Genomic DNA, 26,656 nt, shown 5'->3' on the forward strand with positions numbered 1-26,656 from the left:
CCGACAAATGAAAAAGCAGTACCTCTATTTAAGAGATACTACTTTTTATTATTTATCCAAAATCATGTCGATTAGCTTTTTACGGTCGATTAAGTAGACGTCATTAATATTGGCCAGCTTCACCGCCTGTTTTGTAAAGTAACTATTTGTGACAACCCATGCTTCTGTTGCATTATACATTTTAATGGCACCGATAATTTCTTGCACGGCTTTGACGCCGACGGAGCTTGAATAGCGCTTTGCTTGGACGACGATGACATCTTTCCCATCTTTTAAAACTAAATCCGCGCCATAGTCACCACTTGTCGCCGTATACGATACTTTAAAACCACGGCGTTTAAATAACTCGCCAAGGAAACGCTCGAATGCTTCGCCCGTCATTTGATCGACTTCTGCAATGCCGGCTTTACGTAAGCGTGAGGATTCATGTGAGCGTAGCCACGTTTTCAAACCGAGCCATAATAATGCATATGCACCAACACCGACACCAAATCCTTTAACGGTTTCTATATAGTACCAGCCGATGCCTCCCGCTATTAAAAATGGCAGCAACCGCATGAGTGGAATGCGTTTTTTCTTCTTTTTTCGACGTTTCCGAAACATACTTTTCTCCTTTAGATATAATGAATGATTATATCATAAATGAGTACGTATGTTTGTATTAATCGTGAATCGTTCGGTTGCTACTTGCAATATATGCCGCAACTGCTAAAGAAATGGCTATCACAATGAAAATAATATTCGGCACGAACCAGTTGTCAGTTACATCGTGAAGCAGCCCGAAACATGTCGGACCGATGGCTGCTAGTAAGTAACCAATCGATTGCGCAAACCCTGAAAGTTCAGCCGCTTCGTAAGCCGTTGTAGTACGAAGGGTAAAGAACATCATCGATAAACTAAACGATGCACCACCTGCGAAGCCTAAAAAGATCATCCAAAGAAAGGCATAGTTTGTCCATTCCATTAACACGCCCGTAAAGCCGAGCAAATAAAAGGCAGAAAACATAAGTACAATCGGGCGTTGATTTGTCATTTTTGCGGCTACAATCGGTGTTAAAAAGGTCATAGGAATTTGACCAAACTGCATAATGGAAATAAGCCATCCTGCATGATTTGCATCAATGCCTTGTGCGATATAAATTTCTGGAATCCATGCCGCCATTGTATAAAACAGAAATGATTGCATCCCCATCGCAACCATAACTGCTAATGCAATCGGAGAACGGATCAGCATCCCCCAACCATTTCCTTTCGATGTAGAGCCTGTTAATGCCACCTTTTCCTCGCGAAGCTGTGGAATCCAAAAAATGATGCCAATAATGGCAGCAAGAATGGCAATCCCTAAAGCCATTTGCCAGTTTGTCGCTGTCGCAACAGAATAGCTAATTCCTGCGGCAAAACCACTTGATAAATTCATCGAAACCGTATAAATCCCCGTTAAAATCCCGATATGCAGTGGGTAACGCATTTTAAAGAAGCTTGGAATAAGTACATTACCAAATGAAATCGCGATCCCAATCAGTACTGTTCCTAGTAGTAAAAGAGAGGTTGTGCCAAGTGAGCGTAAAACAATCCCAGCTACTAATAGTAAGAGCGAATAGAATAGCGTCCATTCCATGCCGAAACGTTGCGCAATCCTTGGTGCGAAAGGTGAAACAACCGCGAATGCGAGTAATGGAATAGTCGTTAAGAAGCCGGCAAGCACATTTGAAATGCCTAATCCGTCCCGAATGAATGATGTAATGGGTCCTACAACGGTAAGTGGTGTTCGAAGGGTCATTGCAAATAGAATAATGGATAAAGAAAATAGAATGACTTTCCGATTTAATTGTATTTTTTTGCTTTGGTAGTTAGATGACTTCGCCATGATGAAAACTCCTTAAAATAATGTTTGACTGTTTTGAAATGTTGGAAAATAAAGAAAAGTACCGAAACGATTGATAACAAAAAAATGCTATGTTAGACTCATGTACATATTCTAATTTAATATTTTTTGCCTCATGTGAAAAGTGGGGTAGAGGTCGCGACTGTTATGACTAGTATAGCTGAGATTGGGAGAATCCGTGAAGCTTTATGAAAGGAACAGTTGCCGAAGTATAGTATCGCTCTTCAGGTACTATGCTGGGGCTGTACTCGAAAAGGGACAGAACTGCCGCGTTTTGCGTGGGTGAGCTATCGTTTCAAGTTGATGAGGTATTTCGGATACCGTCATAACTTTTTATGGCGGTTTTTTGTTTGAAAAATAAATTTTTTAAATGCTCAAGCCTCGAAACCGAAATACAATCAACAAAAAAAATGAGGAGTTTTATATGTATGAGTAATATTCAAATTGATCAGCTTGGCAATAAGTCTGAGCTGAAGCGTAGCCTAAAAAGTCGTCATATCACCATGATTTCGTTAGGCGGTACAATTGGAACAGGGCTATTTTTAGCATCTGGTTCGGCTATCTCAGCTGCTGGCCCTGGTGGTGCACTACTTGCCTATGCGCTAATCGGCGTGATGGTGTATTTCTTAATGACGAGTCTTGGAGAAATGGCTGCTTTTATGCCAACATCTGGTTCGTTTAGTACGTATGCAACGCGTTTTGTTGACCCAGCATTTGGCTTTGCGCTAGGTTGGAACTATTGGTATAACTGGGCGATTACGATTGCCGCTGAAATTGCCGCTGTATCTATTATTATGAAATACTGGTTCCCAGATAGTTCTTCGCTCCTGTGGACAGTTTTATTTATTGTGGTTGTATTATCGTTTAACTTATTATCTGTTAAAGCGTATGGTGAGAGTGAATACTGGTTTGCTATGATTAAAGTAGCGACTGTTATTATTTTTATCATTGTCAGCTTCTTAATGATTTTTGGTATTTTAGGTGGCAATGATCCAGTTGGGTTATCTAATTTCTTTGTAGAGGAAGCGCCGTTTAATGGTGGCTTTATGGCGATGTTTGGTATTTTCTTAGCAGCAGGTTTCTCATTCCAGGGCACAGAAATGCTAGGTGTAACTGCTGGTGAAACAGATGATCCAGGAAAAAATATCCCAAAAGCAGTTCGTTCTGTGTTTTGGCGTATTTTATTATTCTATATTTTTGCCATTGGTGCGATTGGTTTATTAATTCCATATACAGATACGCGTCTATTATCGGATGATATTGCGATGAGTCCATTTACGATTGTGTTCGACCAATTAGGGGTGGCATTTGCTGCTTCTGTGATGAATGCGATTATTTTAACGGCGATGCTGTCAGCAGGTAACTCGGGTCTGTATGCTGCAAGCCGTATGCTATATCAATTAGCTGTTGACGGAAAGGCACCAAAATTCTTTGCAAAAGTGAACACACGTGGCATTCCAATTTATGCGTTGCTCGCAACATTAGCGATTGGCTCTCTATCGTTTTTAGCATCATTCTTTGGGGATGGTGTAGTGTATATTTGGTTATTGAACGCATCGGGGATGTCGGGCTTTATTGCATGGGTAGGGATTGCGATTAGTCACTATCGTTTCCGTAAAGCGTATGTTGCGCAAGGGCGCGATCTTAAAGATTTACCTTACGTATCACCATGGTATCCATTTGGTCCGCTATTTGCTTTTGTTGTCTGTATGATTGTCATTATTGGTCAAAACTATACAGCTTTCACAGGCGGTACGATTGACTGGTACGGTGTATTAGTATCGTACATCGGACTTCCACTATTTGCGTTGTTATGGTTAGGTTATAAAATGAAACATAAAACAAAAATCGTCCCACTAGAAAAGTGTGATTTAGATTATTAATGACATAGAAACGGCTCCCATATGGCGAGCCGTTTTGTTATGTAAAATAGAGTATCTCGCTACTTTTATGATTGTAAGAACCTGTTATAATGAATACTAACTTTTTGAAAAAATATAGAATGATATATAGTGAGTTTTTTCTACTAGTAACAGATATTACATAACGTTAAGAGGGTGAAGAAATGAGTGTATCAATTGGATTTCAACGAAAAATGAATGAATGGATTAGCTCGAATAATAACGGTGTTGCTTTTCGACCTTTTTTAGTAGATGGTAACCCCTATAAATCCCGTGTCTTTGTAGTGGGCGCTTTTCCACATCCAAAGCTTGAAGTAAGTGGTGAGTTTCAACAATTTGAGTATATGGAAGCACTTGTTGATGCAACGCTTTTTGAGCTGATTTATGGTGAGCAGATGCAGTCGCGTGAAAATAAGGGCATTGCGGCTTTTATGCACTGGCTAAAAGAGGAATGTGGTGAAAGAGCTGTCAATACAACGATCACAGCACTCATGGCGGAATCTGCTAAACATTTAAAAGAGTATAGCAAGGTTTTATCGGAGGACTATGAAAAAGGATACGATGTATTCGGTCAAGTATTAGCGGAATTCCAGCCGAAGGTACTAATTTTACATGGCGCAGATGCGTTACGGCAGTTCCGCCAACGATTTGCTGATTCACTCATCGACCACTATGCGCATATTGAAAAAGTGCAAGACCTTGAAGACGTAGGGGCATTTGCAGAGCTATTTGTTACGAATGAGCGAAAAATAAAAGTATTTGCTTGCCGTAGCTTAAGTTATTATGGTAAAACAGGAGAGGTCTTTACATTATTTAAAAATGAAGTAAGGCGAATTTTGTCATAAAATACAGAAAACAACCTAGAAAACGAACGATCGATAATACTACCTTTGATTTTTGAAAGTAAATTCCGAATAATCGAAATCGTTTTATTATTAAAGTTAGCATTGCATTTCAAAAATAACGTGATTATAATTGTGACATTCTTAAATTTTAACTAAATCATTTTACTCATATAATAGCGGGAATAGGGCTCGCAAGTTTCTACCGACTAACCGTAAATTAGTTGACTATGAGAAGCAAGTTTTATGAATAGAATGTCTAGTATTGACCATTTTATTTGTATACTTTTGACGTACACTCGAAAGTCTTGTTTCCACATAGGGAAAGGACTATTCGAGTTTTTTTATTTGAGTAAAGTATTTTGTTTAGGGAGGAACGGGTAGCTGTGAAGCTGTTAAAAGATAAAATTGAGCAAGAAGGTAAAGTATTATCAGATACGGTGTTAAAAGTAGATTCATTTTTAAATCATCAAATCGATCCGCTTTTAATGAAAGCAATTGGTGAGGAGTTCGCTAACCTTTATGCGGAGGAAGTAATTACAAAAGTATTAACAATTGAATCTTCAGGGATTGCTCCGGCAACATTTTTAGGATTAACAATTGGTGCGCCAGTTGTCTTTGCACGTAAACGTAAATCACTCACATTAACAGATAATTTATATTCAGCAAAGGTCCATTCCTTTACAAAAAATGAGACGAACGACATTTCAGTATCGAAAAACTTTTTATGTGCGGATGATAATGTCATCATTATTGACGACTTCCTAGCGAATGGGGAAGCTGTAAAAGGATTGCTAGATATTGCCGAGCAAGCTGGTGCACATGTTGTTGGTGTAGGGATTGTGATTGAAAAAGGATTCCAAGATGGTGGTAAAATGCTACGTGAACAAGGCGTACGTATTGAATCGCTAGCACGCATTAAATCACTTGCAAACGGGAAGGTAGAGTTCTTCGAAAACGGTGAATTTTAATGAATAATGCAAAAGCGATTACTTTTGGTATTCAGCATTTACTTGCGATGTATGCCGGCGCCATTTTAGTGCCGCTCATTATCGGTGGTGCTCTTGGTTTTAATACAGAGCAAATGACATATTTAGTAGCGATTGATATTTTAATGTGTGGGATAGCAACACTTTTACAAGTATGGAGCGGTAAATTTGTTGGGATTGGTTTACCAGTAGTGCTTGGGTGTACATTTACTGCGTTAACACCGATTATTACAATTGGACATTCAGCTGGCATCGGTGCCATTTACGGAGCGATTATTGCTTCAGGTGCTATTATTGTATTAATTTCAGGCTTCTTCGGTAAGCTAGTGAAATTCTTCCCACCGGTTGTTACAGGTTCAGTCGTATCCATTATCGGGATTTCATTATTACCAACGGCGATTACAAACTTTGGTGGTGGTGTAGCAGATGCACCAGATTTCGGTTCAACAACAAACTTACTATTAGGATTTACAGCATTAATCACGATCATTGTGATTTATCGCTTTACAACAGGCTTTATGCGTGCCATCTCCATTTTAATGGGGATTATCGTTGGTACGGTGCTAGGCATGATTTTAGGTGTCGTTGATTTTACACCGGTAAAAGAAGCAGGCTGGTTACACATGGTGCAGCCATTCTACTTTGGGGCGCCAGAATTCCATTTAGAACCAATCATTACGATGACATTAGTAGCGATGGTATCATTAGTAGAATCAACAGGTGTATACCATGCATTAAGTGATATTTGTAAAAAGCCAATCGGTTCAAAGGACTTAGCGAAAGGATATCGTGCAGAAGGTTTAGCTTCCATTATCGGTGGTATTTTTAACGCTTTCCCTTACACAACGTACTCGCAAAACGTAGGCTTAGTCCAAATCACAGGTGTAAAAGAACGTAAAGTCATCTTCATTACAGGTGGTATGCTTGTGGTGCTAGGCTTCTTACCAAAAGCAGCAGCCTTAACACAAATCATTCCAACACCTGTACTTGGGGCAGCGATGATTGCGATGTTCGGTACAGTCATTACACAAGGGATGAAAATGTTAGCACCAGAAATCAATAAATCAATGGAAAATGCGTTAATCGTGGCATGTGCTGTTGGTTTAGGGGTTGGTGTATCGATTGTTCCTGAAGTATTCAAAAACTTACCAGAAACATTATCGATTTTATTCGCAAACGGTATCGTAACAGGTTCAATTACAGCGATTGCATTAAATATTGTGTTTAATATGATTGGTCGTTCGAAAACGGAAACACAGTTAAATACAATGAGTCAATCAGATACAGTGAAACGATAATATAGGACGCTCCTCGTAATGAGGAGCGTTTGTTTTTTCTCTTCCAAAATGGGAATAGAAAATATAGTATATGCGTAAACCCAGATGTGTTGGCTATACAAATACTGGTAGATTAGGAGCGTGCTTTTTAGTGAAATGATTAATAAAAAGGCGCTTGCCCGTTGATTGGAGCGGAGGCGACTCGACTCCAGCAGGAAAAAGATCAAAGGCTAAAGTCGCCACGTCCTGTGGCAACGCCTTTGTGAGCAACATCATGTTGCCCCGAGCTGAAAATCCATTTCTTTCGGCATTAGTCGAAAGAAATTAGTTGAAGCCGTGCCTGCGGAAAGCGAGTCAGCCGTAGCGGAAATCAACGTATTCTAATGTTCTCTTTAACCATAAGAGGTAAATCAACATGCGTGGCGTAAACCGATAGTATATGTTTTCACTATTGAATACATTTGATAAGTTATTTTGGGAACAAATTGAAATAATATGCATATACTAAAATAGTGGAGAAGTATTGTTTTTAGCTATTTTTAAAATGTAAATATTGTAAAAAATATTTGTTTAAAGTGTGCAAATGTAGATTTTTTCTAAGGTTTTAAGTTATTAAAAAAATTTACAATAAATTTTTCGCTAAATTATGTGAATTCTCTGCGAGTTATTTGATATAATAGTACTGAATACATTTTGAAAAGGAGAGTTGCCCATGGTGACCGGTCAGTTAGAGCAGGCTTTCAAATTAGCAGAAAAGCACATGCTCGAAGTTCAAACAATTTTAGATTTAAAACGTATTATTGCAAAAGAGGTCAATTCATCACCAAGAATGGAGGAAAAGATTCTTCAGTTGATGATTCAGCTTCTTGAGAACAATAAAACGATCTTACAGGAGGCACAATAATTGGAAAAAACAATCGAAACATACGACGATCAAGACACATTTGACTAAAGGCGCTGCTCAAGCATAGAAATAAGAGCAGCGCCTTGTTATGTTTATAAGACGTTTATCTACTGTTGTTTGACATGGCCGTTCCTTAGTGGTATATTTATCTCGAATTAAAGATATTTAAAATCGAGATAAAATTATAATCAATAATGGGGGCTTACATATGGAATTTACAAAACTCATTGAAAAAAGACGCTCAGCCAATAATTTTATAGAAGGGGTTACAGTCACACCGCAAGATTTAAAACCGATTTTTGATGATGTAAAGCTAGCACCGTCTGCGTTTAATTTGCAGCATGCTGAATATATTACGGTTTTAAATCCAGAGTTAAAAGAACAATTACGTGAAGCAGCATATGGGCAATATAAAGTCCATTCAGCAGCAGGTGCCATTGTTGTAACAGCTGACCGTTATGCATATAAGCAAACTGCACGACTAAATGAAGGGTTAAAGAACTTAGGTGTTATTAATGACTGTCAGCTGACGCAATTAGTAGCGGATAATGCTGCATTTTACGAAGAGCGTGGTGAGGAATTTATGAAGGAAGATGCGATTCGTAATGCATCTCTTTCGGCGATGCTATTTATGCTAGCTGCAAAAAATAGAGGTTGGGATACATGTCCGATGATTGGGTTTAATCAACAAAAAGTACGCGAAATTTTATCCATTCCAGTAACGCATGAAATTGTTATGATGATCACCATTGGGAAAGAAAAAGAACAAAGCCGAAATTTACGTGGCTACCGAAAACCGGTAAATGAGTTTGTCACATTTATTTAAGTGGGAGGAAAAATAATGCAAACAGCAGGCATTCACCATATTTCAGCTATCATTGGGGACCCACAAGAAAATGTAGATTTTTATGCTGGCATTTTAGGGTTACGTCTAGTGAAAAAGACAGTAAATTTTGATGACCCTGGTACGTATCATCTTTATTTTGGAGATGAAGCAGGATCACCAGGAACAATTATGACGTTTTTCCCGTGGCCAAGTGATTTCCGTGGGCGTATTGGAGATGGCCAAGTGGGTGTTACATCGTATGTTGTACCAGAGGGAGCTTTGCCTTTTTGGATCGCACGACTTGAGAAATTGGCTGTTCCATTTATAAAGGTAGAGCGTTTCGGTGAGGAATATGTTCAGTTTGATGATCCGCACGGGCTACAGATCGAGCTAGTTGCACGAAAAGAAGGGGAAAATAGCAAATGGGCATTTGGTGAGGTGACATCTGATGTGGCAATCAAAGGATTTGGAGGTGCCACTTTATATTCAAGTAGTCCACAGCAAACCGCTGATGTATTAACAAATGTCATGGGATTAGAACTGGTCGCACGTGAAGGGGATTATGTGAGGTATAAAGCACCTGCTACGATTGGGAATATCATTGATTTAAAAATAGTCCCTGGTCGTCGCGGCGCAATGGGGCCAGGGACCGTGCATCATATTGCTTGGCGTGCCAAAAATCAAACAGAGCACTTGCAATGGCAGGAACATGTGATGAATAAAGGGCTACATGTAACAGATGTGAAAGACCGCCATTATTTTGAGGCCATCTATTTCCGTGAGCCGGGTGGGATTTTATTTGAAATCGCAACAGATTCACCAGGCTTTGCAATGGATGAAATACCCCAAGTAATGGGCAGCCAGCTGATGTTGCCACCACAATACGAGCATATGCGAGCGCAATTAGAAAGCAACCTACCTTCAATACAAGTACGTGTAGTCAAGGCAAATAACTAAACAGAGAGAAGGGCTGTACTTAAAAGTAAGCATATGCTTCGCTTTTAGCACAAGCCCTATCTAAATACGTAGTAGTTATGTTTTTAGCTTACACTAATGCATCTAAATACGCTTCGATATATGCATATAAATCTTCGTAGGACATGTTAAATACTTGTATAAATGCTTCTTCATCATCCTCAAATTGTGGGATTAATAGAATAAACTCTTCTATTTTATCCATACCAAATTGAGATTCCAGTAGTGCAAATGCAACAACGGATTCAGCACTATAGGACTCGGTTATATCACCAAATTGTTCAATTTCCAGTAAATATTCAATGTATTCCTTGAATTTATCAGTTTGTACAAAGTGGTCTTTATTATCTTGCATCGTATAGCCAATATTTTCAGCTAATGCTTCTTCTACCCAACCCGTTGTAAAGGATACTTCATAGAAGTTAGATACAACCCAGTGGAAGTATTCGTGTCCTAATAGTTCAAGATTTACATACTCCTCTTCTTCTTGTAGGTTTGTCGTTAAGACGATGACATTTTCTTCAAAGTTTACCCAACCCATGGCATCGTCTAATCCTTCAACATCGCCGTAATTGCTGTACTGTTCAATATCTTCCTCAAATGCTAAAACTAAAAATACTGGTTTTTCATCTACTACTACATCGAAAAGCGCGGCGAAATCATGTACTTCTTCTCCTGTGAACGCCTCAGCATAGGCTGTTAAATACGCATCACTAATCGATGGTGAAGCATAAAACAGACCGTATTCTGTTTCAATCGAATGCAATTGATCTAAGTATGCTTGCATTGCTTCCGTTCCGACTGGTGAAATAGGCAAGCGATCTTCTTCAATTTCAGCTTCGTCTTCGCTTCCTGTTTCTTCCTCGTTATATAATGCACGATAGATGAATACAGCAAAGTGTTGACGTGTAACGAGTGCGTTTGGGCGGAATGTTTCATTGCCGTAACCTGTTGTAATACCTGCTTCGACTAATGCGCCAATAAAGCCATTAAACGAATCGTGTACAGGGACATCTTGAAATGCAGTTGTTTGTGTTTCTTCAAGTCCTAAAACGTTTGTTAATACTTTCGCTAATTGAGCACGTGTCAATGGCTCATCTGGACGGAACTTACCGTTTGATCCATCAATAATGCCAGCTGTATAAAGCTTTGTAATCGCCTCGTAATAAGGATGTGTTGGCGGTACATCTAAGAAGTTCACTGCTGGACGTACATCCTCTAACTCATATGCACGTGTAATCATGACTGCCATATGTGCCCGTGTCATCGTAGCATCTGGCTTAAACTGACCATCACCATAACCGCTAATAATGCCGTCATCCGATAAATGATCCAGCATATCATAGTACGGGTTATTGCTCGTTACATCTATAAACGTTTTAGCGCTTGAAAGCTGCGGTACAAAGAACAAGGTTAACCCTAAGACGACTGTTACTATCCACTTTTTCATGTTTTATCCTCCTAACATAGTTCAACATATAAAAATAGATTAAAGAACCATTATTAAAATCTGTTTAAATTTTTAAAAATATTTATTTATTAAAAGTATAGTTAATAAGTTACATTTTTACATATATATGAAACTTTTGTTTTCGAAATACGTATATGTAGATGTGGAGGTTTCTGCACGAAAATAGATAGGGGGATGAAGAATGGTTACATTTAAAAAAGTTGGGACATTATTATCAGCAACGGCATTATCAGTTGGTTTATTAGCGCCAGTTGCCAGTGCTTCAACGTTCGCGAATGAACGTCCGGACACATTGCCAATTCAAGTGGCACAAACGAATGCGGTAGTGACAAAAAATGATTTAATCAAACGATTTAGAGAGTTATTTCCAAATGAGTTTACAAATGTAGCGGAAAAAGATTTTCATATGAGTACGGGACATTACTACTCAGGGGACGAGACATTACGATATGAGTTGAGCTTCTCTAAAAAGATTGACAATCGTTATGAACATGGGAGTGTAACATTTGCTGGAGAAAGCTTGGAGCTTGAGGGTTTCTATTATCAACCAGCAAACTATGCAGAGGTATTGTTCCCACCTAAATATTCAAAAGAAGAAGCAGAAAAAATTGCCAATGAATTTATTAAAAAGTTTGATCAAACGACGGAATACAAACTTGCATCAGATGCCTTTGGTTACTATGAGTTCTATTCCCCGCTTTTAACAGAGCCAGTTCAATACTACTTCACGTATAATGTGACAAAATCAGGTGTACCGTTAGCGGATCAAAATATTAGTGTAGCGGTATTAGGTGATGGAACGGTTACGACCTTCCATAAGGGACAAGCTAAAAAAGGTGACTTTACGTACGATGCCCCATCTAAAAAGCAAAGTGAATCAGACATGGCGAAGCGTATTCGAAATGCTGTAACAGCTCAACTTTCGTATATGGTTGATACTAATTACCAGACGGGGGAACAAAATGTAAAGCTTGTCTATCAACCAAACAGCCAAGTGACATCAGGTGTACATGCTTTAACAGGTGAGTGGATTACAGCAGATGGACTATCTGCTACATTACCAAAACAACAAGAGGTGACACCGATTGTAGAACAGCCTTTAGCGCCGAAGCAACCGGGCATTACAGCAGAACAAGCACAAGAGTTGGCGATGAAGCTCCTTGCAACGAATCAAAAGGGTATAGAATTAAAAATTGATTCTATTCAAGAAATGGAAAATTGGAATGGTAAAGAAGTATATTATATTAACTATATGTATGAATATAAGCATGGCGGTACAGGTACTTCACTAATGATTGATAAAGCAACAGGTGAAGTGATTGAGTATCATGATATTAAAAATCAACTTTTAGAAGTAGCGGAAGATGAGGACAAAGCGCCAGCATTAACACAGCAACAAGCATTAGACAAAGCGGTTGCTTATATTAAAGAATGGATACCTTCTTACGCAAGTAACTATGCATTACCAGTAAACGTGGAACCTTATTTCAGTGAAACGGATAGTTATTACTTTACATTCCCGCGCATCGTCAATGGTTTAACAGTCATCGGGGATCAAATTCATGTAGGTATAAGCGAAACAGGGGAATTACAGGCGTTATCTGTAATGGCGTATGATCAACTTGCATGGCCTGTAGCCGAAGGAATTTTAACAAAACAGGAAGCGACAAAGCTTTTAAAAGACCAATTAAAAGTAGAATTACAATATGTGAATATTCCAAATGTTGAAAACGAACAACATTATAGCTTAGCATACCAACCAAAGTTTAAAGAAAGCCAATTCAATTACATTGATGCGAAAACAGGCGAATGGTTATATGAAGCAACAAGCAAGGATAAAACAACAATTGAGCATCCGACAGCTGCTGAGGAGTTAAATTATTTAATTCGTACGGGTGCCCTACAAGTAGACGATGCATTCAACCCAGATGCGGCGATTACAAAAGGGGAAGCATTACAAGTGTTAGTGAAGTCAGTAACACATATGTACTATAGTTTCTATGGTGAAGAGGAAGCAACAGAGTCTTTCACAAATATTTCACCTGATCATGAGTTATACCCAGTTGTAACACGTGCATTATCGATCGGCCTACTGAATGCAGAGGATCAAACATTTAATGCGGATGCGCCACTTTCACGTGAAGAATTAGCTAAATGGGCAGTAAGCTTATTAAAATGGAATGGAGCGGCACAATATAGCGATATTTATCAGCTCAATTATAGTGATGCTTCACAAGTGACGAAGGAAATGCGCGGCTATGTGGCATTAGCATCTGCTATGGGCCTACTAGAGGAAGAGAATGGTAAATGGAAACCGAAAAGCGATGTGACGTATGCAGAATTAGCGAAAATGACACTTCGCTTAGCACATAAGATGAATGAGCAAAATATTAATCATTGGTAATGTTTAAAATTAACAATTTTTAACGAATAACAGTAGATAAAACGACGCCCCTTACCATTTTTAGGTGAGGGGCGTCGTTTGTATGTCCTTCTAAGAAGAAAATCCGCTTACTACTTACTCCGCATTTGGATAAATCATCGTTTTTGGATCAACGTATTCATCGTATTGTGCTTCTGTTAAGTAGCCAGTAGCAAGTGCCGCTTCTTTTAATGTAGTGCCTTCTTTATGTGCTTTTTTTGCAATTTCAGCTGCTTTTTCGTAACCGATATACGGATTTAACGCGGTTACAAGCATTAATGAATTACGTAAGTTTGCATCTAATATTTCTTGATTTGGTTCGATACCGACCGCACAGTTGTCGTTAAAGCTTTGCATCGCATCGGCAAGCAGGCGAGCGGATTGTAAGAAGTTGTAGATAATGACGGGTTTAAAGACATTTAATTCAAAATTCCCTTGTGATGCTGCAAAGCCAATTGTCGCATCATTACCAAATACTTGGCATGCCACCATCGTCATTGCTTCTGATTGTGTGGGGTTTACTTTCCCGGGCATGATGGATGAGCCTGGTTCGTTTTCAGGAATCGTAATTTCCCCGATACCAGAGCGAGGACCAGATGCTAGCCAACGTACGTCATTTGCAATTTTCATTAAATCAGCAGCTAATGCTTTTAACGCACCGTGAGCTGTTGTAATTTCGTCGTGTGATGTTAAAGCATGGAATTTATTTTCAGCTGTCACAAAGTGTTTGCCTGTATATGCTGCAATTTCCGTCGCTACCATTTCACCAAATTTAGGGTGGGCATTAATCCCTGTACCAACCGCTGTACCACCAATGGCTAGCTCTTTCATAAATTCAGTTGTGACTTGGATCATCTTTTCAGATTTGACGAGCATATGTGCCCAGCCTGAAATTTCTTGACCTAGCGTAAGTGGTGTTGCATCTTGTAAGTGTGTACGGCCAATTTTAATGATGTTGTTAAATGCTTCTGTTTTTGCTTGAAGTGTTGCTTTTAAAACGTTTAATTTCGGTAATACATAATTTTCCACTGCTAAAACTGCCGCAACATGTAGCGCCGTAGGGAATGTATCGTTTGAACTTTGCGATTTGTTTACATCATCATTTGGATGGACACGCTCTTCCGTGCCTTGCTTCTCTAGCAGTTGGTTTGCGCGGAAAGAGATAACCTCGTTGACATTCATATTTGACTGTGTACCAGAGCCCGTTTGCCATACAACAAGAGGGAATTGATCATCGAGCTTTCCTGCTAAAATTTCATCAGCTGCCGCTACGATAGCATTTGTTTTTACATCAGATAACTTGCCAAGCTTTTGGTTTGCGATAGCCGCTGATCTTTTCAAAATGGCGAATGCACGAATAACTTCGATTGGCATTTTTTCAGTACCAATTTTAAAGTTTTGTAAGCTACGTTGTGTTTGTGCCTTCCATAATTTATCAGCAGGGACTTGAATTTCACCCATTGTGTCTTTTTCAATACGGAATTCCATAACTATTCGCTCCTTTTTATGTGTATGTAATGAGTATTCCCCATACAGGGAAAATGACAAACTCTTTAAAAGTTTGTCATTGCCTTTATCATATGAAAAATTGGAAGGGAGGATACGAAACGATTCTGGGGGATACGTTTCGACTCAAAAATGAAATACTTAACAACTATATTGATAATGATAATCTTTATCAATACAAAAGTCAAGACGAGATGAATATAGATATTTACCTCAGAGCTGTACAGCTAGAGAAGCCTTCATTTTTCTGAAATTAAAACCTAGTAAATAAATAGGTATTAAGGATTATTGCGGTAGGTAATTTGTTAATATAATATAAACCTATAAATTTACTAAGTATTAAAGGAGGTTACACGATATGTCTTTAGGTCTTCTTACAGGTTTGTTATGTGGTGCTTTGCTTGGATTTGTGATGCAACGTGGACGCTTTTGTTTAACAGGCGGCTTCCGCGATATGTATATTGCGAAGGATAATCGTATGTTTTATGCCTTATTAATTGCAATTGCCGTACAAAGTGTAGGTGTCTATACATTCATTAGTTTAGGTGTTTTTGAATTTTCAGCAGGGACTATTTCTATATTGGCAGTCATTATAGGTTCTTTTATTTTTGGAATTGGTATTATTTTTGCTGGTGGTTGTGCAACAGGTACTTGGTATCGCGCTGGAGAAGGTTTAATTGGTAGCTGGATTGCACTTGCGGGGTATATGTTAGTAGCAGCCATGATGCGTACAGGTCCATTGGCACCAATCAGTGAAGAATTAAAGTCTTATGAAGTAGGTAATAACTCGATGGCTGCAACATTTGGTGTAAGCCCATGGGTTTTCATCAGCATTTTAGTCGCTATTGTAGCATTCATTGTGTACCGTGAGTTGAAAAAGCCGAAAGTAAAGATTCCTTCATTAAAGCCAAAGAAAACAGGGTTAGCACATATTTTCTTTGAGAAACGTTGGAATCCATTTGTGACAGCCGCAGTGATCGGTGTGATTGCAACGATTGCATGGCCGTTATCAGTTGCGACTGGTCGTATCGGTGGTTTAGGGATTACGTCACCTTCTGCCAATCTTCTACAGTTCTTTGTAACAGGTGATTTAACATTTATTAACTGGGGCGTGTTCTTAGTTTTAGGTATACTGCTTGGTTCTATGTTTGCAGCGAAAATGGCAGGGGAGTTCCGTTTCCGTATGCCGGATGTCAAAACAGGCCTGAATAGTTTCTCAGGTGGTTTAATGATGGGCTTCGGTGCAAGTTTAGCAGGCGGCTGTTCAATCGGAAATGGACTTGTGATGACAGCGATGATGACATGGTCTGGCTGGATTTCATTGTTATTCATGATTTTAGGAACATGGACAGCATCTTATTTTGTATTTGTTCGTCCACGTAAAAAAGTACAGGCTACTCGTACACAAACGGTAACAGCTTAAGATAGAAGGAGAGAGTGTATATGCAAAAGAAATTGGCAGTGATGGGAATGGTTTGTCCATTTCCTTTAGTAGAAGCAAAACAAGCAATTGAAGAAATCCATTCAGGTGACGAGTTAATTGTGGAGTTCGATTGTACACAAGGAACAGAATCAATCCCACGGTGGGCTGCAGAGGCAGGGCATGAAGTAACAAACTTTGAGCAAGTAGGCGAAGCGGCTTGGACGATTACGATTAAGAAAAAATAATCGTATGTGAAAATAAATAACACCGCCATTATAGTTGCTTGCTGTTTGCTTGCTCCTAGTGGCGGTGTTTGTTTTGGTTTCCAATTGTATGTTCCTCTAAACGATTTTAACGTAGAAGTCACGTCCATCGTTTAGGCCTGCTACTTCGGCACCTTTCTCAGTTTTGTAGTAGTTCACGATATTGCGGGCTAAACCTGCATACCCATTTAAGTATTCGCCACGTTCCATTTTCGTTGCGACATTATGAAACTCGAAATACGTTTTTGTATCTGGACACATACGGTTGATAATATGTTGGAAATCCTCGATTGGAATATGCAACCCACGTGTGTAACGGCACTCACGATTGTACGTGTGGTGCAAAATATTAATCGGTTTTTGCTCTACGACCATTTTAATTGTATCCATTCATGTAACACTCCTCTCTTATGTTAGAAAAACTAACTTACTACAATTTCATTATAGCAAAGACGGCCTACTTTTTGTACCTTAAACATTCTGATTTTAGAGAATTTTCTTTAAATTAACAAAATTACCAGTCAGAACGTTGTAATTCCTCGGCAACAATCTGTAAATCGTAGGCAGTAATACGTAGTAGTTCGTAGTCGTTATTTTCCATATACTTTTCAACTAGTTTGAGTACATATTTAGGTGAAGCTTCATTATCCTCATCGTAAACAAGTAATATGCCGTCTGTATTCTGAATAATAAATTTATCTTTTTCGATAAATTGCCAAGGTGCCTCATAAGGGCGTTTTGTTACACTCGTCACGAAATTTGCGTGATTTAAAATATGTATATACTGAGCTTGCTTTTGTTCATTCCAATTTTTCTCTTGTTCTAGAAAGGGAGTAATCATGGAATATTTAAGTTCGGGGAAATGCTCTTTTAATTCGATCACTGTTTCGGCTGCCCAAGCTTCTACGCCAAGCTGCCCGCTAATAACAACCCATTCCAATCCTTCATCACAAAGTTGATAAAGTTGATCATATAGTGCCTTTTTAATAACGGCAATGCCGGGATGTTTATCATTAAAAATACCGAGTTCATGTGCCCGGTAGCCTGTTACATAAATGGTCTTCATCGATTTCGACTCCTTTTTCGTCCGTAGTATACATAGTAGTGATGCCTCAGGGCGAGCGGCTCCTGAGGCATGATGGGATGATTATGCAAATACTTCTTTGATTCGCTCGATTGCCCAGTCTAATTCTTGTTGTGAAATCGTGAGTGGGGGAGCAAAACGAATAACGTTATCATGTGTTTCTTTACATAATAAACCGACATTCTTTAGTTTTTCACAATAGGGGCGAGCCGCTTCATGTAATTCGAGGCCGATGAATAATCCACGACCACGTATTTCTTTGATTGCAGGATGTTGAATGTTACTAAGCTTTTCCATGAAGTAAGTACCAAGCTCAACGGAACGTGTAGTAAGCTCTTCATCTATCAATACATCCAGTGCAGCAATCGATACGGCACAAGCGAGTGGGTTCCCACCGAATGTGGAGCCATGTGAGCCAGGATTAAAAACACCTAAAATAGCGCGGTTTGCGGCTACGCATGAAATCGGCATCACACCACCGCCAAGTGCTTTACCGAGTATATAGATGTCTGGCACGACATTTTCCCAATCGCAGGCGAACATTTTGCCTGTACGACCTAGCCCTGTTTGAATTTCGTCCGCAATCATTAATATATTATTATCTTGACATAATTTTAAAACCTCTTGTAAGAATCCTTTAGGAGGAATGACAATGCCTGCTTCTCCTTGAATCGGCTCTAAAATGACAGCGGCCGTATTTTTTGAAAGGGCTTGACGAATGGCCTCCATATTACCATAAGGAACCGTTTTAAAGCCAGGTAACAAAGGGGTGAAGCCGCGCTGATACGCCTGTTCTGAAGACATCGAAATAGCTGCCATTGTACGCCCGTGGAAATTTCCCTCGCAGCAAATAATTTCTGCTTCTCCGGTAATCTTTTTTACATCATATGCCCAGCGACGTGCGGTTTTAATCGCTGTTTCCACCGCTTCAGCACCTGTATTCATTGGCAAGACCATGTCTTTATTGGTTAATTGGGCAACCTTTTCGTACCATGCACCTAAATTTTCTGAATGGAATGCGCGGGATATTAATGTAACGCGGTCAGCTTGTGCTTTTAAGGCTTCGATAATTTTCGGATGCCGGTGCCCTTGATTGACAGCTGAGTAAGCCGAAAGCATATCTAAATATTTATTGCCTTCTGGATCATACACCCACACACCAAGAGCGTCAGAAATAACGATTGGTAGGGGATGGTAGTTATTTGCCCCAAACGCTTCTGTTTGAGCAATAATTGTTTTTGTATCCATCATCATGCCTCCCTTTGTACTCTTATCATACGAAAAAAGTAGACACGAGGCCTACTTTTTTCGCTAATAACTATTTGTTTTTTCAAAAACATCGCAAGTATACATTTAAGTACCCGCTCATTTTAAGCTGATTTTGGAAGGAAGTACTAGTAAAAGCTATTAGGAAGGTGATTTGATGCTCTTTACTTGTACCTTCTGTGTCTGATGTGTCAGCACATACCCGCTCACTAAAATAACAAATGCACAAAAAACAATACTACCAGCAAATAGTAAAGGCGCTTTAAAACTCGAAAAATATACTTCTAAGCGGCTTGCGATAATCGGTCCAATAATTTGTCCGAAGGCGTAAAATGTAGTCAACATGGAGACAACAAAGTTACTTTGACGTGGGAATAGTTGGCGCCCATATCCTGTCGACAGTGTTACGAGTCCAACGAATGTACAACCGAATAAAAAGGCAGATAATAGTACACTCCATACGGTCTGCGATAATACAGGTAAAATAATACCAAACACTTGCAATATGTAAGCAACAAACATCACGTGTACAGGCTTAAAGCGCGACATCATCGCCATCCAGAAAGGAGCAGAGGGCGCTGCGGCAATGCCAACGACCACCCAGGTGTAGCTGGCATACGCTTGTAAATTTTCGATGTTATATACGATGTCCACTAAAAATGTCCCTGTAATGATATAGCCAAGTCCTTCTAAACCATATGCAATAATGAGCCAGGGCATAAATCCTCGCCAAATATTTGTATCATTTGTTTTCGCAACACGTTCACCATCATGGACGACAATATGTCTCCATAAGGCAAGCGTCAGCAGGACAAATAGTGTAGATAAAAGCCCAAGCCCTATCCAAGTCCCTTCCCACATAAAGTGGACTTCTAAAAAGGGGACACATAAACCGGAAATAGCAATCCCAATCCCGATGCCACTAAACACATAGCCAGACCAGCGTGTAAGAAGATGTTTAGCTAAATAATCCATAATAATACTAGAAGTTAACACGAAAATAAATCCACCTGTTACCCCTGCGATAAATCGCAAAACAATCCATAATACATAAGCGTGAGTGAGTCCCATCCCAATAATAGAGACAACATTTAATAAAACATTGCTTAATAGAAAAAACTTTTTGCGTTTATAAATAAACCCTGCACCAAGTGACCCGACAAAATAGCCGACATAATTACTTGAAGCGAGCCAGCCGCCTGTTTGGAACGATAAGCCCTCATCTGCTCGCATAAATGGTAGTAATGGTGTGAAGGCAAATCGGCTAATGCCCATTGCTACAACAAGAAGTAAAATTCCCCCAAATAATACCCCTGCATGTTGACGATTCACAATACATCCCCCCTTAATGGATTAATCATAACATTCTGATAAAAAATGGTATATAGGAATGTCATGCTATTATTTTAATAGAAATGAGGTAAAATACAGAACAGAAGAATGATGAATGGAGAGGGGAAGTTAGTGATATATAAAATCGCGTTGTTTATACATATACTCAGTGCTGTTGTAGCCATTGGTCCGTTATTTGCTATTTTTCCAATGTTAAAACGAATGGAGCAGGCAGATGAAAGAGTAGTCCATGGCATTGTAGAAGCGTTACGCGGCGCTGTAAGAGCGGTTAGTTTGGCAGGGCATGTAGTTATACCGAGTGGATTAGTATTAATGTGGCTTGGTGGCTGGTCATGGAAAACTTCTTGGGTACTCGCGACAATTGTGGTGATGTTAGCATCGCTACTGTTTTTAGCAAAAGCATTTAAGCCTGCATGGCGAATCGCGGATGCTGATGGATTTCGGAGAGACCTATTTATAAAAACGATGCAAATAGCAACAGTCAAATATATTGCCATTATGTTAATTATGCTATGGTTAATGGTTGCGAAGCCGCAGTTATGGTGAAAAGGGTGGGTCTGAAAAGTCCTTTTGAGACATATGCTTTGTGACGAGGATGATGGAATCAGGGCAGGAGCGATATTTTTTAGTGTTGTTAATAAGTATGGAAGTGGGCTGTTCCGGACAGCCCCATCCTTTACCCGACTTTTAAATTATTTTTACCCGTCTTCTTTACCTCGTATAGCTTTTTATCGGCTTGTTCAATCATCATCGAGACAGTATAGTCAGATAGATTTTCGATGACGACAGCTCCTAAACTAATCGTAAAAGAGAGGTACGTATCTTCATACGGAATTTCGACTGCTTGCAAAGTAGAGAATAAATGTTCAATTGTTTTGTTAAATAATTCAACATTTTTACTAAATACAATAAATTCATCTCCACCATAGCGAGCGATAAATAATTCGTTCTCGTGTTGGAATTGATTTGCTACGATGCCGATTTGCTGAAGAATTTGATCGCCTACGACATGCCCGTAACAGTCGTTTTGTTTTTTGAAATTATCGATATCAAATAGAGCACAACAGAGCGGCGTGTGTTGCTCAATCGCTTCTTGGAGCCACTTTTCTGATTGCTCATCGAAATAGTACCGACTATGCACTTGTGTTAGTTTATCTGTATAAATTAATAGAGTGAGTGAATCTTTACTTGTGCTTAATGCAAACTCATGTAAACGGGCTTGCTGACGCTGAGATTCTTCGGACTCTAATAAATCATTTTTGATTCGCGCATACTTGTATGCTTGTTTATAATTGCCCATTTCTTCATACGCATTAATAATAGACGTTAAAAATCGTCCTTTAGCCTGTACGTCAGAAAAGTTCTCAAAAATCGACCAAGATTTTTCTAAGTAATTGTCAGCCTTTTCCCATTGATTGACCCGTGAATAATACACACCCATATTACAAATTGTCATAGCGTAATGTTTTGTATTTTCTCTTATTAAAGGATGGGTTAAGACGTTGTTTAGCATTTCATAAGCTTCATCGTATCGTTTTAATTCAAATAAATGAAACGCATAGTTGTTCATATAGTGAAAATAGGCAAGGGGATATTCATGTTTATTGAATTTTATATGTGTCACAATTTTTTCTCGGTAATATTGGGCCTTTTCAAAATCTTTTAGTAATAAATAACAAGAACTTAGATTAATACAAATACCTATATAGTATAGATGAGAAGGGTTGTTTTCTATGATTTTAAACGCTCTCAAATTGTACTCAATCGAACGTTCTATATCCCCACTCATATAAAAGAAGGTTGCTGCATGATATGGATAGTTTGCTTTTAACTCTTCGTTGCCACTTTCGGTTAGTGCAATTTTGAATGGTTCTAGTAGTGGTTCTACCGATTTAATATCTCCTTTAGTAAGATAGGCAGCGATTTTTAAATTTAAATACTCACATAATAATTTATAATTTTTTTCTTTCTCAATTTTAGGTAGTTCTGCATCAAGAATAGAAATCGTAATATCGCATTGCGTTTTACGGAATAGTTCTCTTGCTACTTCTAGTTGTGATTCATAATAAGATTGCAAAATAATCCCTCCGAGTAATATAACTACTAGTTCTAGATTAACATAATGAGTTTTAAATGAAATACTATATTCCTATAAAATGCTAGGTAATAAGTTGTGTTTTCTGTTAGTTTAGTAGGAGAGGGTAAAGACAAAAAAGACGCTGCTTGTGGCAACGTCTAGGTGAACTATGCAATAAGGGATTTCACTACTTTTGAAATAACGGCTCCTTCTGCTTTACCGACAAGTAGTGGTTTAGCAATTTTCATCGCATCGCCCATACTCATCCCTGCTACAACGCCTGCAGCTGTTAATGCTTCCGCAATTTCCTCTTCTGAAAGCTGTTTTGGTAGAAAACTCTTTAGCAGTGCTAATTTCGTTTCTTCTTTTTCAATTAAATCTGCACGACCAGCAGCTTGAGCCCCTTCCAATGCTTGATTCGTTTGTTTTACTTCACGGTTAATCACCGCAATTTCTTCTGCCTCTGTTAATGCAGTGCCTTTTTCTTTTTCTGCCGCATCTAATGCCGATTTTACGAGCTGTAATACGCCTTTTGCTACGACATCTTTTTCTTTCATCGCTATTTTTAATTGAGCAAATACTTCATCTTTTAACATATTGTTCACTCCGTCTCTTTTAGTTTTCATAGTATAACAAATCCTTTGCTAATATGTTATTTCAGCTCATAGCCGCTTGCAAATGCAAAGCCTTTGATGGCATCTTTTAGCATTTGGTCTTTATCGATATGCGGTGGGAAATTATTGAGTTCATGATTCAAGATAAGCGCCTCTAAGCATTCGCGTACTTTATTATCGTCACAAGTTACTTGCTTCTCTACAATCGTAGCAAGTACTTCGCCTTTTTCCATTAATGTGATGTTCATCAAAATCATCCTTCCTTCTGTTTTACACTAGCTCTATTATACCGTGCATCATATAAAAAGAAAAAGATGCACAGTGGGAAGAAAGTGATTACTATATAGAAGGAATGAATAAGGGAAAGAGGGATTAGTATGAACGGTCGAGTACTTGCGCATGCATTGTTACAGACAACGGGTCAAGAGCTACGCATGGTATACGCATTATTATGTAAGACAAATATAATCGATATGCTAACAGCGAAAACGAAAGATTTTTTCTCTAAAGACATCGATCATTTCAATGAAGCATTAAAAGAAGAAGTAAAAAAGTTAGAACGCTATTCGGATATAGAATTAAAAGTGAAATTATTAACAGAAATGACGCGTGTTCTAGAAATAAAAGGGATGCGTTACGATTGTCTAGAGGATATTGAGACGCAAAGTGAAGTCATTGTGCAAGCAATACATGAACAAATGTTAAAAAGTGATAAAGACTATGCGGTGTTTATCGAATCAGCTAATGGGCAGGAAGCGTATCAGCTAATGATTCAATACCACATGCAAAAGTTATTTGCTGCTTTTGATGGCAAGTTCCGTAAGTTGAGTGAAGAGCAATCAACGAACTTTACGGAGAAAATACAACAGTTGCTGACAGAGTTACCGATAGAAAAGCAACAGCAATTGAAGCAAGGGTTAGGCATTGATGAGTTAACACATGAGACGCTTCGCATAGCCATTTTAACGCAAGGGTCCGTTATTGTCTTATCAATGATTGTGGAGGTGGCGGGTTTTTCAGCCTATACAACACTGACAACGGCGATTGCATCCACGATGGCACTTAGCGGTGTTGCTTTACCATTTGGTGTATACACTGTAGCGACAGCCTTATTTTCAATGATGATGAGCCCATTTATGTTAATCCCGCTAGCACTGGGTGGTGGAGGATTGCTCTTGAAGCATCAAAATAAGCATGTAAAGAAAAAGTTATTACCTTTAGGGGTTTTGCAGCTAACCTTACCTATTGTGGCGCAAAATCGTATTGGGCAAATTGATAGCACGCCATTTACAAAGCATTGGCAACAGCAAGTAAAGCGTTATGAGGAATTATTCGCTAAAAGAGAAGGCTATAAAGCAACTATTCATCAGCAACAACTCGAAATTACCGACTATGAGGAAGCGCGGGAGAAACATGTGAGGCAAATGGAACTAGATAAAGAAAAAGTGCAAGCATACAAAGCCTTTATTGGAAAATATATCGCAACCGTACCGAAAGAGGAACGTACGCCGCTACTACAAGAGGGGATCGATTGGCTCATTATAAAGGACAGTGAACGAGCAGCACTAGAGAATCAACAGGAAGAAAACCGTGCCAGAAAGGGTCTTTGGCAGGTCATTGCGTCTACGATTGATAACACAAAATTAAAAGCACAGAAAAAACAAATTCAAAAGGACATTGATGAAAAGCTCAAAGTGCTAACAGAAGCCTTTTTGGAAATGGATAGCTCTGTATTGCAAGCAGAGCGAGAGCAAATCCAACTATATGAAGCAAGTGCGACTCTTCACCGTGAAAAAGCATTGCATTATGATGCACTTATTACATTAGAGAAAGAAAAGTTAAAAGAATTAAAAACACGCCTTAAAATAACACATGATCAAATAGGCGCATTACAGGATGAGTACTATGGGTTAGAGGATATAGGTTAAAGCGAAGTAGCTTAGATGTATAACCTTGAGAACGATAGCTTTTTTTAGGGTAGAAAATGCTTGGCAGGACAGTCAGAAGTGTTTACTTTTGTTAGGCAGCCTCACGTTTCATTGGGCATATTTCAAAAAAACAAACAGTGTATGTGGTAATGGAATTGCGTGATGTGACAATAGAAAGAATCGGCAAGAGGGATAAGTCACAGTAGGCCATTGAATCGTTTTTTTAAAAGAATTTATATCGTTTGAAAGAACGTCTAATGCTGTATTTAGTCAACTAGATGTTGCGTTAATTCCGATGTGGTTATTGAAATTAATATGTTAGGGAAACACGTGAAACGCTTATAATTTGCCGTTTTTTTGCGTGTTTTGCAGATAGAATGAAAGAACCATTCATGAGATATTGACGGTGGCTTAAGTGAGATGTAAGAAATTAATTGCGTAGTTTTCTCTAAGGCGTACGTACGTTAAATTATAAAAAAATGTTGAGAAATTGGACAAATAGAAAAACATGTTATATAATGAGGTCAATAATTAAATTTCTTCGGAGAAACTATGAATTCACCTATTACAAAAAGTAATCGTGATCATTCGGTACTTTTTGTAATAGGCGGATTTTTTTTATACGGAGAAATTCTATATTATTATAAATTAAATTTTTGGAGGTCATCACACATGGCACAAGGTACAGTTAAATGGTTTAATGCAGAAAAAGGTTTCGGTTTTATCGAAGTTGAAAACGGAGCTGACGTATTTGCTCACTTCTCAGCAATCCAAGGCGAAGGTTTCAAATCATTAGAAGAAGGTCAAAAAGTTGAATTCGACGTAGAAGAAGGCAACCGTGGACCACAAGCTGCTAACATTGTTAAACTTTAATTTTTAGAATTTAAAGTACATCATTAGTTAGAACAAGAGGCACCTTTTATAGGGTGTCTCTTTTTTGTGTTTTGAAGTGAAGTTTTTGGTGAGTATGATGAAACAATGATTGAATGAATATAAAAAAGGTTCAATGCTAAAATATGTTCTTGATGAAAAAATGCGGGATTCTAAAAGTGCCTATAGTGGAGGGGGGGCGAGTGTGGCTTACGGTGTTCGTCTTTCGCTACAGAGCAATGTTTTTCTGCATCGGAAGTGAAGCGGCAAGTGCAAAGCTTCCGACGGGAAAAGCGATAGAAAAACAAAGGCTAAAACCATCATGCCTTGTGACAATTTATCTGCGCAAGCACCAAAGCTACGGGAGTACCCAAAAAAATGAGCGACGAGGAGGCTTAACCTCGCCTGCCCGTAATACAATATGCGGTTAAGTACAATTTTTAGTGAAGAGTCTAAAAAAGATTAAAGGTTTATATAATAAGGAAACTTTTAATAAATGTAGCGTAATGAAATTTTTTTTACGAAAAAGTGTTGACCTTTTACCGATAAGCCTGTAATATAAGACAAGTCGTTAAGAGATAACAAAACAACTTAACGAAATGAACTTTGAAAACTGAACAAGCAAAACGTTAACAATAAACGTTTCTGAATAAGAAACAAAATTTTGGACATCAAACATGATGCCAGCAAATTTGAGCTTACTCAAATTCTTTTATGGAGAGTTTGATCCTGGCTCAGGACGAACGCTGGCGGCGTGCCTAATACATGCAAGTCGAGCGG

24 protein-coding genes, 1 rRNA gene and 2 riboswitches are annotated in these 26,656 nt (G+C 38.7%); of the genes, 14 read left to right on the top strand and 11 right to left on the bottom strand.

All coding sequences use genetic code 11. The features are described 5' to 3' along the window. Nucleotides 1–48 precede the first annotated feature (48 nt). Nucleotides 49–603: a restriction endonuclease gene (locus AAGS61_RS14020; protein WP_391373022.1), complete on the bottom strand. Its 555-nt coding sequence runs from the start codon at nt 601–603 to the stop codon at nt 49–51. Between the two features lie 58 nt (nt 604–661). Continuing rightward, on the bottom strand, nt 662–1,867 hold the full coding sequence (locus AAGS61_RS14025) for a CynX/NimT family MFS transporter (protein ID WP_391373025.1): 1,206 nt from the start codon (nt 1,865–1,867) through the stop codon (nt 662–664). Between the two features lie 140 nt (nt 1,868–2,007). Continuing rightward, nucleotides 2,008–2,183, top strand: a riboswitch (Lysine riboswitch). Between the two features lie 130 nt (nt 2,184–2,313). Here AAGS61_RS14025 and AAGS61_RS14030 point away from each other — a divergent pair. From AAGS61_RS14030 to AAGS61_RS14060, 7 genes are all read left to right on the top strand, one after another. Continuing rightward, complete coding sequence (locus AAGS61_RS14030; RefSeq protein ID WP_391373028.1) at nt 2,314–3,768, top strand: amino acid permease; 1,455 nt, start codon at nt 2,314–2,316, stop codon at nt 3,766–3,768. Nucleotides 3,769–3,950: 182 nt separating this feature from the next. Continuing rightward, the gene (locus AAGS61_RS14035; protein ID WP_391373031.1) at nt 3,951–4,631 is read left to right on the top strand and encodes a hypothetical protein; all 681 of its coding nucleotides are present in this window, start codon (nt 3,951–3,953) and stop codon (nt 4,629–4,631) included. 146 nt (nt 4,632–4,777) lie between these two features. Continuing rightward, a riboswitch (purine riboswitch) is annotated at nt 4,778–4,879 on the top strand. 135 nt (nt 4,880–5,014) lie between these two features. Next, nucleotides 5,015–5,599 (top strand): xanthine phosphoribosyltransferase, encoded by a 585-nt coding sequence (locus AAGS61_RS14040; RefSeq protein WP_391373034.1) that lies wholly within the window; start codon nt 5,015–5,017, stop codon nt 5,597–5,599. After that, nucleotides 5,599–6,915 (top strand): nucleobase:cation symporter-2 family protein, encoded by a 1,317-nt coding sequence (locus AAGS61_RS14045; protein WP_391373037.1) that lies wholly within the window; start codon nt 5,599–5,601, stop codon nt 6,913–6,915. Before AAGS61_RS14040 ends, AAGS61_RS14045 begins: the two co-directional genes overlap by 1 nt. A gap of 691 nt (nt 6,916–7,606) precedes the next feature. Then, a complete protein-coding gene (locus tag AAGS61_RS14050) occupies nt 7,607–7,798 on the top strand; it encodes an ABC transporter permease (RefSeq protein WP_391373040.1) in 192 nt (63 codons plus the stop codon). A 208-nt stretch (nt 7,799–8,006) separates the two neighbouring features. After that, entirely contained in the window at nt 8,007–8,624 is a 618-nt protein-coding gene (locus AAGS61_RS14055) for a nitroreductase family protein (RefSeq protein ID WP_391373043.1), read from the top strand. Nucleotides 8,625–8,639: 15 nt separating this feature from the next. Continuing rightward, nucleotides 8,640–9,581 (top strand): ring-cleaving dioxygenase, encoded by a 942-nt coding sequence (locus tag AAGS61_RS14060; protein ID WP_391373045.1) that lies wholly within the window; start codon nt 8,640–8,642, stop codon nt 9,579–9,581. Between the two features lie 88 nt (nt 9,582–9,669). Here AAGS61_RS14060 and AAGS61_RS14065 read toward each other — a convergent pair whose 3' ends face one another. Continuing rightward, nucleotides 9,670–11,049: an S-layer homology domain-containing protein gene (locus tag AAGS61_RS14065; RefSeq protein ID WP_391373048.1), complete on the bottom strand. Its 1,380-nt coding sequence runs from the start codon at nt 11,047–11,049 to the stop codon at nt 9,670–9,672. Between the two features lie 202 nt (nt 11,050–11,251). Here AAGS61_RS14065 and AAGS61_RS14070 point away from each other — a divergent pair, with 202 nt between their 5' ends. Beyond that, nucleotides 11,252–13,474, top strand: a complete 2,223-nt coding sequence (locus tag AAGS61_RS14070; protein WP_391373050.1) for a YcdB/YcdC domain-containing protein — start codon at nt 11,252–11,254, stop codon at nt 13,472–13,474. 114 nt (nt 13,475–13,588) lie between these two features. Here AAGS61_RS14070 and fumC read toward each other — a convergent pair whose 3' ends face one another. Continuing rightward, a complete protein-coding gene (fumC, locus tag AAGS61_RS14075) occupies nt 13,589–14,980 on the bottom strand; it encodes a class II fumarate hydratase (RefSeq protein WP_391373053.1) in 1,392 nt (463 codons plus the stop codon). Nucleotides 14,981–15,356: 376 nt separating this feature from the next. On the opposite strand from fumC, the gene AAGS61_RS14080 reads away from it, so the two are divergent. Together AAGS61_RS14080 and AAGS61_RS14085 are read left to right on the top strand one after the other, a co-directional pair. After that, nucleotides 15,357–16,421, top strand: a complete 1,065-nt coding sequence (locus AAGS61_RS14080; protein ID WP_391373056.1) for a YeeE/YedE thiosulfate transporter family protein — start codon at nt 15,357–15,359, stop codon at nt 16,419–16,421. A 20-nt stretch (nt 16,422–16,441) separates the two neighbouring features. Beyond that, entirely contained in the window at nt 16,442–16,666 is a 225-nt protein-coding gene (locus AAGS61_RS14085; protein ID WP_391373059.1) for a sulfurtransferase TusA family protein, read from the top strand. 96 nt (nt 16,667–16,762) lie between these two features. Here AAGS61_RS14085 and AAGS61_RS14090 read toward each other — a convergent pair whose 3' ends face one another. The 4 genes from AAGS61_RS14090 to AAGS61_RS14105 form a co-directional block, all read right to left on the bottom strand. After that, complete coding sequence (locus tag AAGS61_RS14090) at nt 16,763–17,074, bottom strand: hypothetical protein (RefSeq protein ID WP_391373061.1); 312 nt, start codon at nt 17,072–17,074, stop codon at nt 16,763–16,765. A gap of 124 nt (nt 17,075–17,198) precedes the next feature. Then, entirely contained in the window at nt 17,199–17,750 is a 552-nt protein-coding gene (locus AAGS61_RS14095; protein ID WP_391373064.1) for a DUF1273 domain-containing protein, read from the bottom strand. A gap of 81 nt (nt 17,751–17,831) precedes the next feature. Then, nucleotides 17,832–19,019 (bottom strand): ornithine--oxo-acid transaminase, encoded by a 1,188-nt coding sequence (locus tag AAGS61_RS14100; RefSeq protein ID WP_391373067.1) that lies wholly within the window; start codon nt 19,017–19,019, stop codon nt 17,832–17,834. A 156-nt stretch (nt 19,020–19,175) separates the two neighbouring features. Next, on the bottom strand, nt 19,176–20,366 hold the full coding sequence (locus AAGS61_RS14105) for a YbfB/YjiJ family MFS transporter (protein ID WP_391373070.1): 1,191 nt from the start codon (nt 20,364–20,366) through the stop codon (nt 19,176–19,178). Between the two features lie 132 nt (nt 20,367–20,498). Between AAGS61_RS14105 and AAGS61_RS14110 the strand changes: the two genes are divergently transcribed. After that, entirely contained in the window at nt 20,499–20,933 is a 435-nt protein-coding gene (locus AAGS61_RS14110; protein ID WP_391373073.1) for a DUF2269 family protein, read from the top strand. A gap of 130 nt (nt 20,934–21,063) precedes the next feature. Here the strand turns inward: AAGS61_RS14110 and AAGS61_RS14115 are convergent, their stop codons facing one another. The 3 genes from AAGS61_RS14115 to AAGS61_RS14125 all read right to left on the bottom strand — a co-directional run bounded on the left by AAGS61_RS14115 (nt 21,064) and on the right by AAGS61_RS14125 (nt 23,326). Further along, a complete protein-coding gene (locus tag AAGS61_RS14115) occupies nt 21,064–22,464 on the bottom strand; it encodes a tetratricopeptide repeat-containing diguanylate cyclase (protein ID WP_391373076.1) in 1,401 nt (466 codons plus the stop codon). Nucleotides 22,465–22,631: 167 nt separating this feature from the next. Further along, complete coding sequence (locus AAGS61_RS14120) at nt 22,632–23,060, bottom strand: GatB/YqeY domain-containing protein (RefSeq protein ID WP_391373110.1); 429 nt, start codon at nt 23,058–23,060, stop codon at nt 22,632–22,634. 56 nt (nt 23,061–23,116) lie between these two features. Further along, a complete protein-coding gene (locus AAGS61_RS14125; RefSeq protein ID WP_391373079.1) occupies nt 23,117–23,326 on the bottom strand; it encodes a hypothetical protein in 210 nt (69 codons plus the stop codon). 129 nt (nt 23,327–23,455) lie between these two features. On the opposite strand from AAGS61_RS14125, the gene AAGS61_RS14130 reads away from it, so the two are divergent. The 3 genes from AAGS61_RS14130 to AAGS61_RS14140 form a co-directional block, all read left to right on the top strand. Next, nucleotides 23,456–25,006 carry a hypothetical protein gene (locus AAGS61_RS14130; RefSeq protein ID WP_391373082.1) on the top strand — a complete coding sequence of 517 codons (1,551 nt, stop codon included), beginning with the start codon at nt 23,456–23,458 and terminating at the stop codon, nt 25,004–25,006. 672 nt (nt 25,007–25,678) lie between these two features. Continuing rightward, a complete protein-coding gene (locus AAGS61_RS14135; protein WP_391373085.1) occupies nt 25,679–25,879 on the top strand; it encodes a cold-shock protein in 201 nt (66 codons plus the stop codon). A gap of 708 nt (nt 25,880–26,587) precedes the next feature. Next, nucleotides 26,588–26,656: ribosomal RNA gene (locus tag AAGS61_RS14140) — 16S ribosomal RNA — on the top strand; the annotation flags it as partial.

The organism is Lysinibacillus sp. KU-BSD001, from assembly GCF_042920265.1.
Classification (GTDB): domain Bacteria; phylum Bacillota; class Bacilli; order Bacillales_A; family Planococcaceae; genus Lysinibacillus_B.

Bases quoted from the DNA above. Each gene is read 5' to 3' on its own strand.
- AAGS61_RS14030 (WP_391373028.1), top strand. From the start codon at position 2,314: ATGAGTAATATTCAAATTGATCAGCTTGGCAATAAGTCTGAGCTGAAG.
- AAGS61_RS14060 (WP_391373045.1), top strand. From the start codon at position 8,640: ATGCAAACAGCAGGCATTCACCATATTTCAGCTATCATTGGGGACCCA.
- AAGS61_RS14130 (WP_391373082.1), top strand. From the start codon at position 23,456: ATGAACGGTCGAGTACTTGCGCATGCATTGTTACAGACAACGGGTCAA.
- AAGS61_RS14055 (WP_391373043.1), top strand. From the start codon at position 8,007: ATGGAATTTACAAAACTCATTGAAAAAAGACGCTCAGCCAATAATTTT.
- AAGS61_RS14135 (WP_391373085.1), top strand. From the start codon at position 25,679: ATGGCACAAGGTACAGTTAAATGGTTTAATGCAGAAAAAGGTTTCGGT.
- AAGS61_RS14080 (WP_391373056.1), top strand. From the start codon at position 15,357: ATGTCTTTAGGTCTTCTTACAGGTTTGTTATGTGGTGCTTTGCTTGGA.
- AAGS61_RS14025 (WP_391373025.1), bottom strand. From the start codon at position 1,867: ATGGCGAAGTCATCTAACTACCAAAGCAAAAAAATACAATTAAATCGG.
- AAGS61_RS14020 (WP_391373022.1), bottom strand. From the start codon at position 603: ATGTTTCGGAAACGTCGAAAAAAGAAGAAAAAACGCATTCCACTCATG.
- AAGS61_RS14100 (WP_391373067.1), bottom strand. From the start codon at position 19,019: ATGATGGATACAAAAACAATTATTGCTCAAACAGAAGCGTTTGGGGCA.
- AAGS61_RS14065 (WP_391373048.1), bottom strand. From the start codon at position 11,049: ATGAAAAAGTGGATAGTAACAGTCGTCTTAGGGTTAACCTTGTTCTTT.
- AAGS61_RS14120 (WP_391373110.1), bottom strand. From the start codon at position 23,060: ATGTTAAAAGATGAAGTATTTGCTCAATTAAAAATAGCGATGAAAGAA.
- AAGS61_RS14090 (WP_391373061.1), bottom strand. From the start codon at position 17,074: ATGGATACAATTAAAATGGTCGTAGAGCAAAAACCGATTAATATTTTG.
- AAGS61_RS14035 (WP_391373031.1), top strand. From the start codon at position 3,951: ATGAGTGTATCAATTGGATTTCAACGAAAAATGAATGAATGGATTAGC.
- AAGS61_RS14050 (WP_391373040.1), top strand. From the start codon at position 7,607: ATGGTGACCGGTCAGTTAGAGCAGGCTTTCAAATTAGCAGAAAAGCAC.
- AAGS61_RS14085 (WP_391373059.1), top strand. From the start codon at position 16,442: ATGCAAAAGAAATTGGCAGTGATGGGAATGGTTTGTCCATTTCCTTTA.
- AAGS61_RS14045 (WP_391373037.1), top strand. From the start codon at position 5,599: ATGAATAATGCAAAAGCGATTACTTTTGGTATTCAGCATTTACTTGCG.
- AAGS61_RS14095 (WP_391373064.1), bottom strand. From the start codon at position 17,750: ATGAAGACCATTTATGTAACAGGCTACCGGGCACATGAACTCGGTATT.
- AAGS61_RS14125 (WP_391373079.1), bottom strand. From the start codon at position 23,326: ATGAACATCACATTAATGGAAAAAGGCGAAGTACTTGCTACGATTGTA.
- AAGS61_RS14070 (WP_391373050.1), top strand. From the start codon at position 11,252: ATGGTTACATTTAAAAAAGTTGGGACATTATTATCAGCAACGGCATTA.
- fumC (WP_391373053.1), bottom strand. From the start codon at position 14,980: ATGGAATTCCGTATTGAAAAAGACACAATGGGTGAAATTCAAGTCCCT.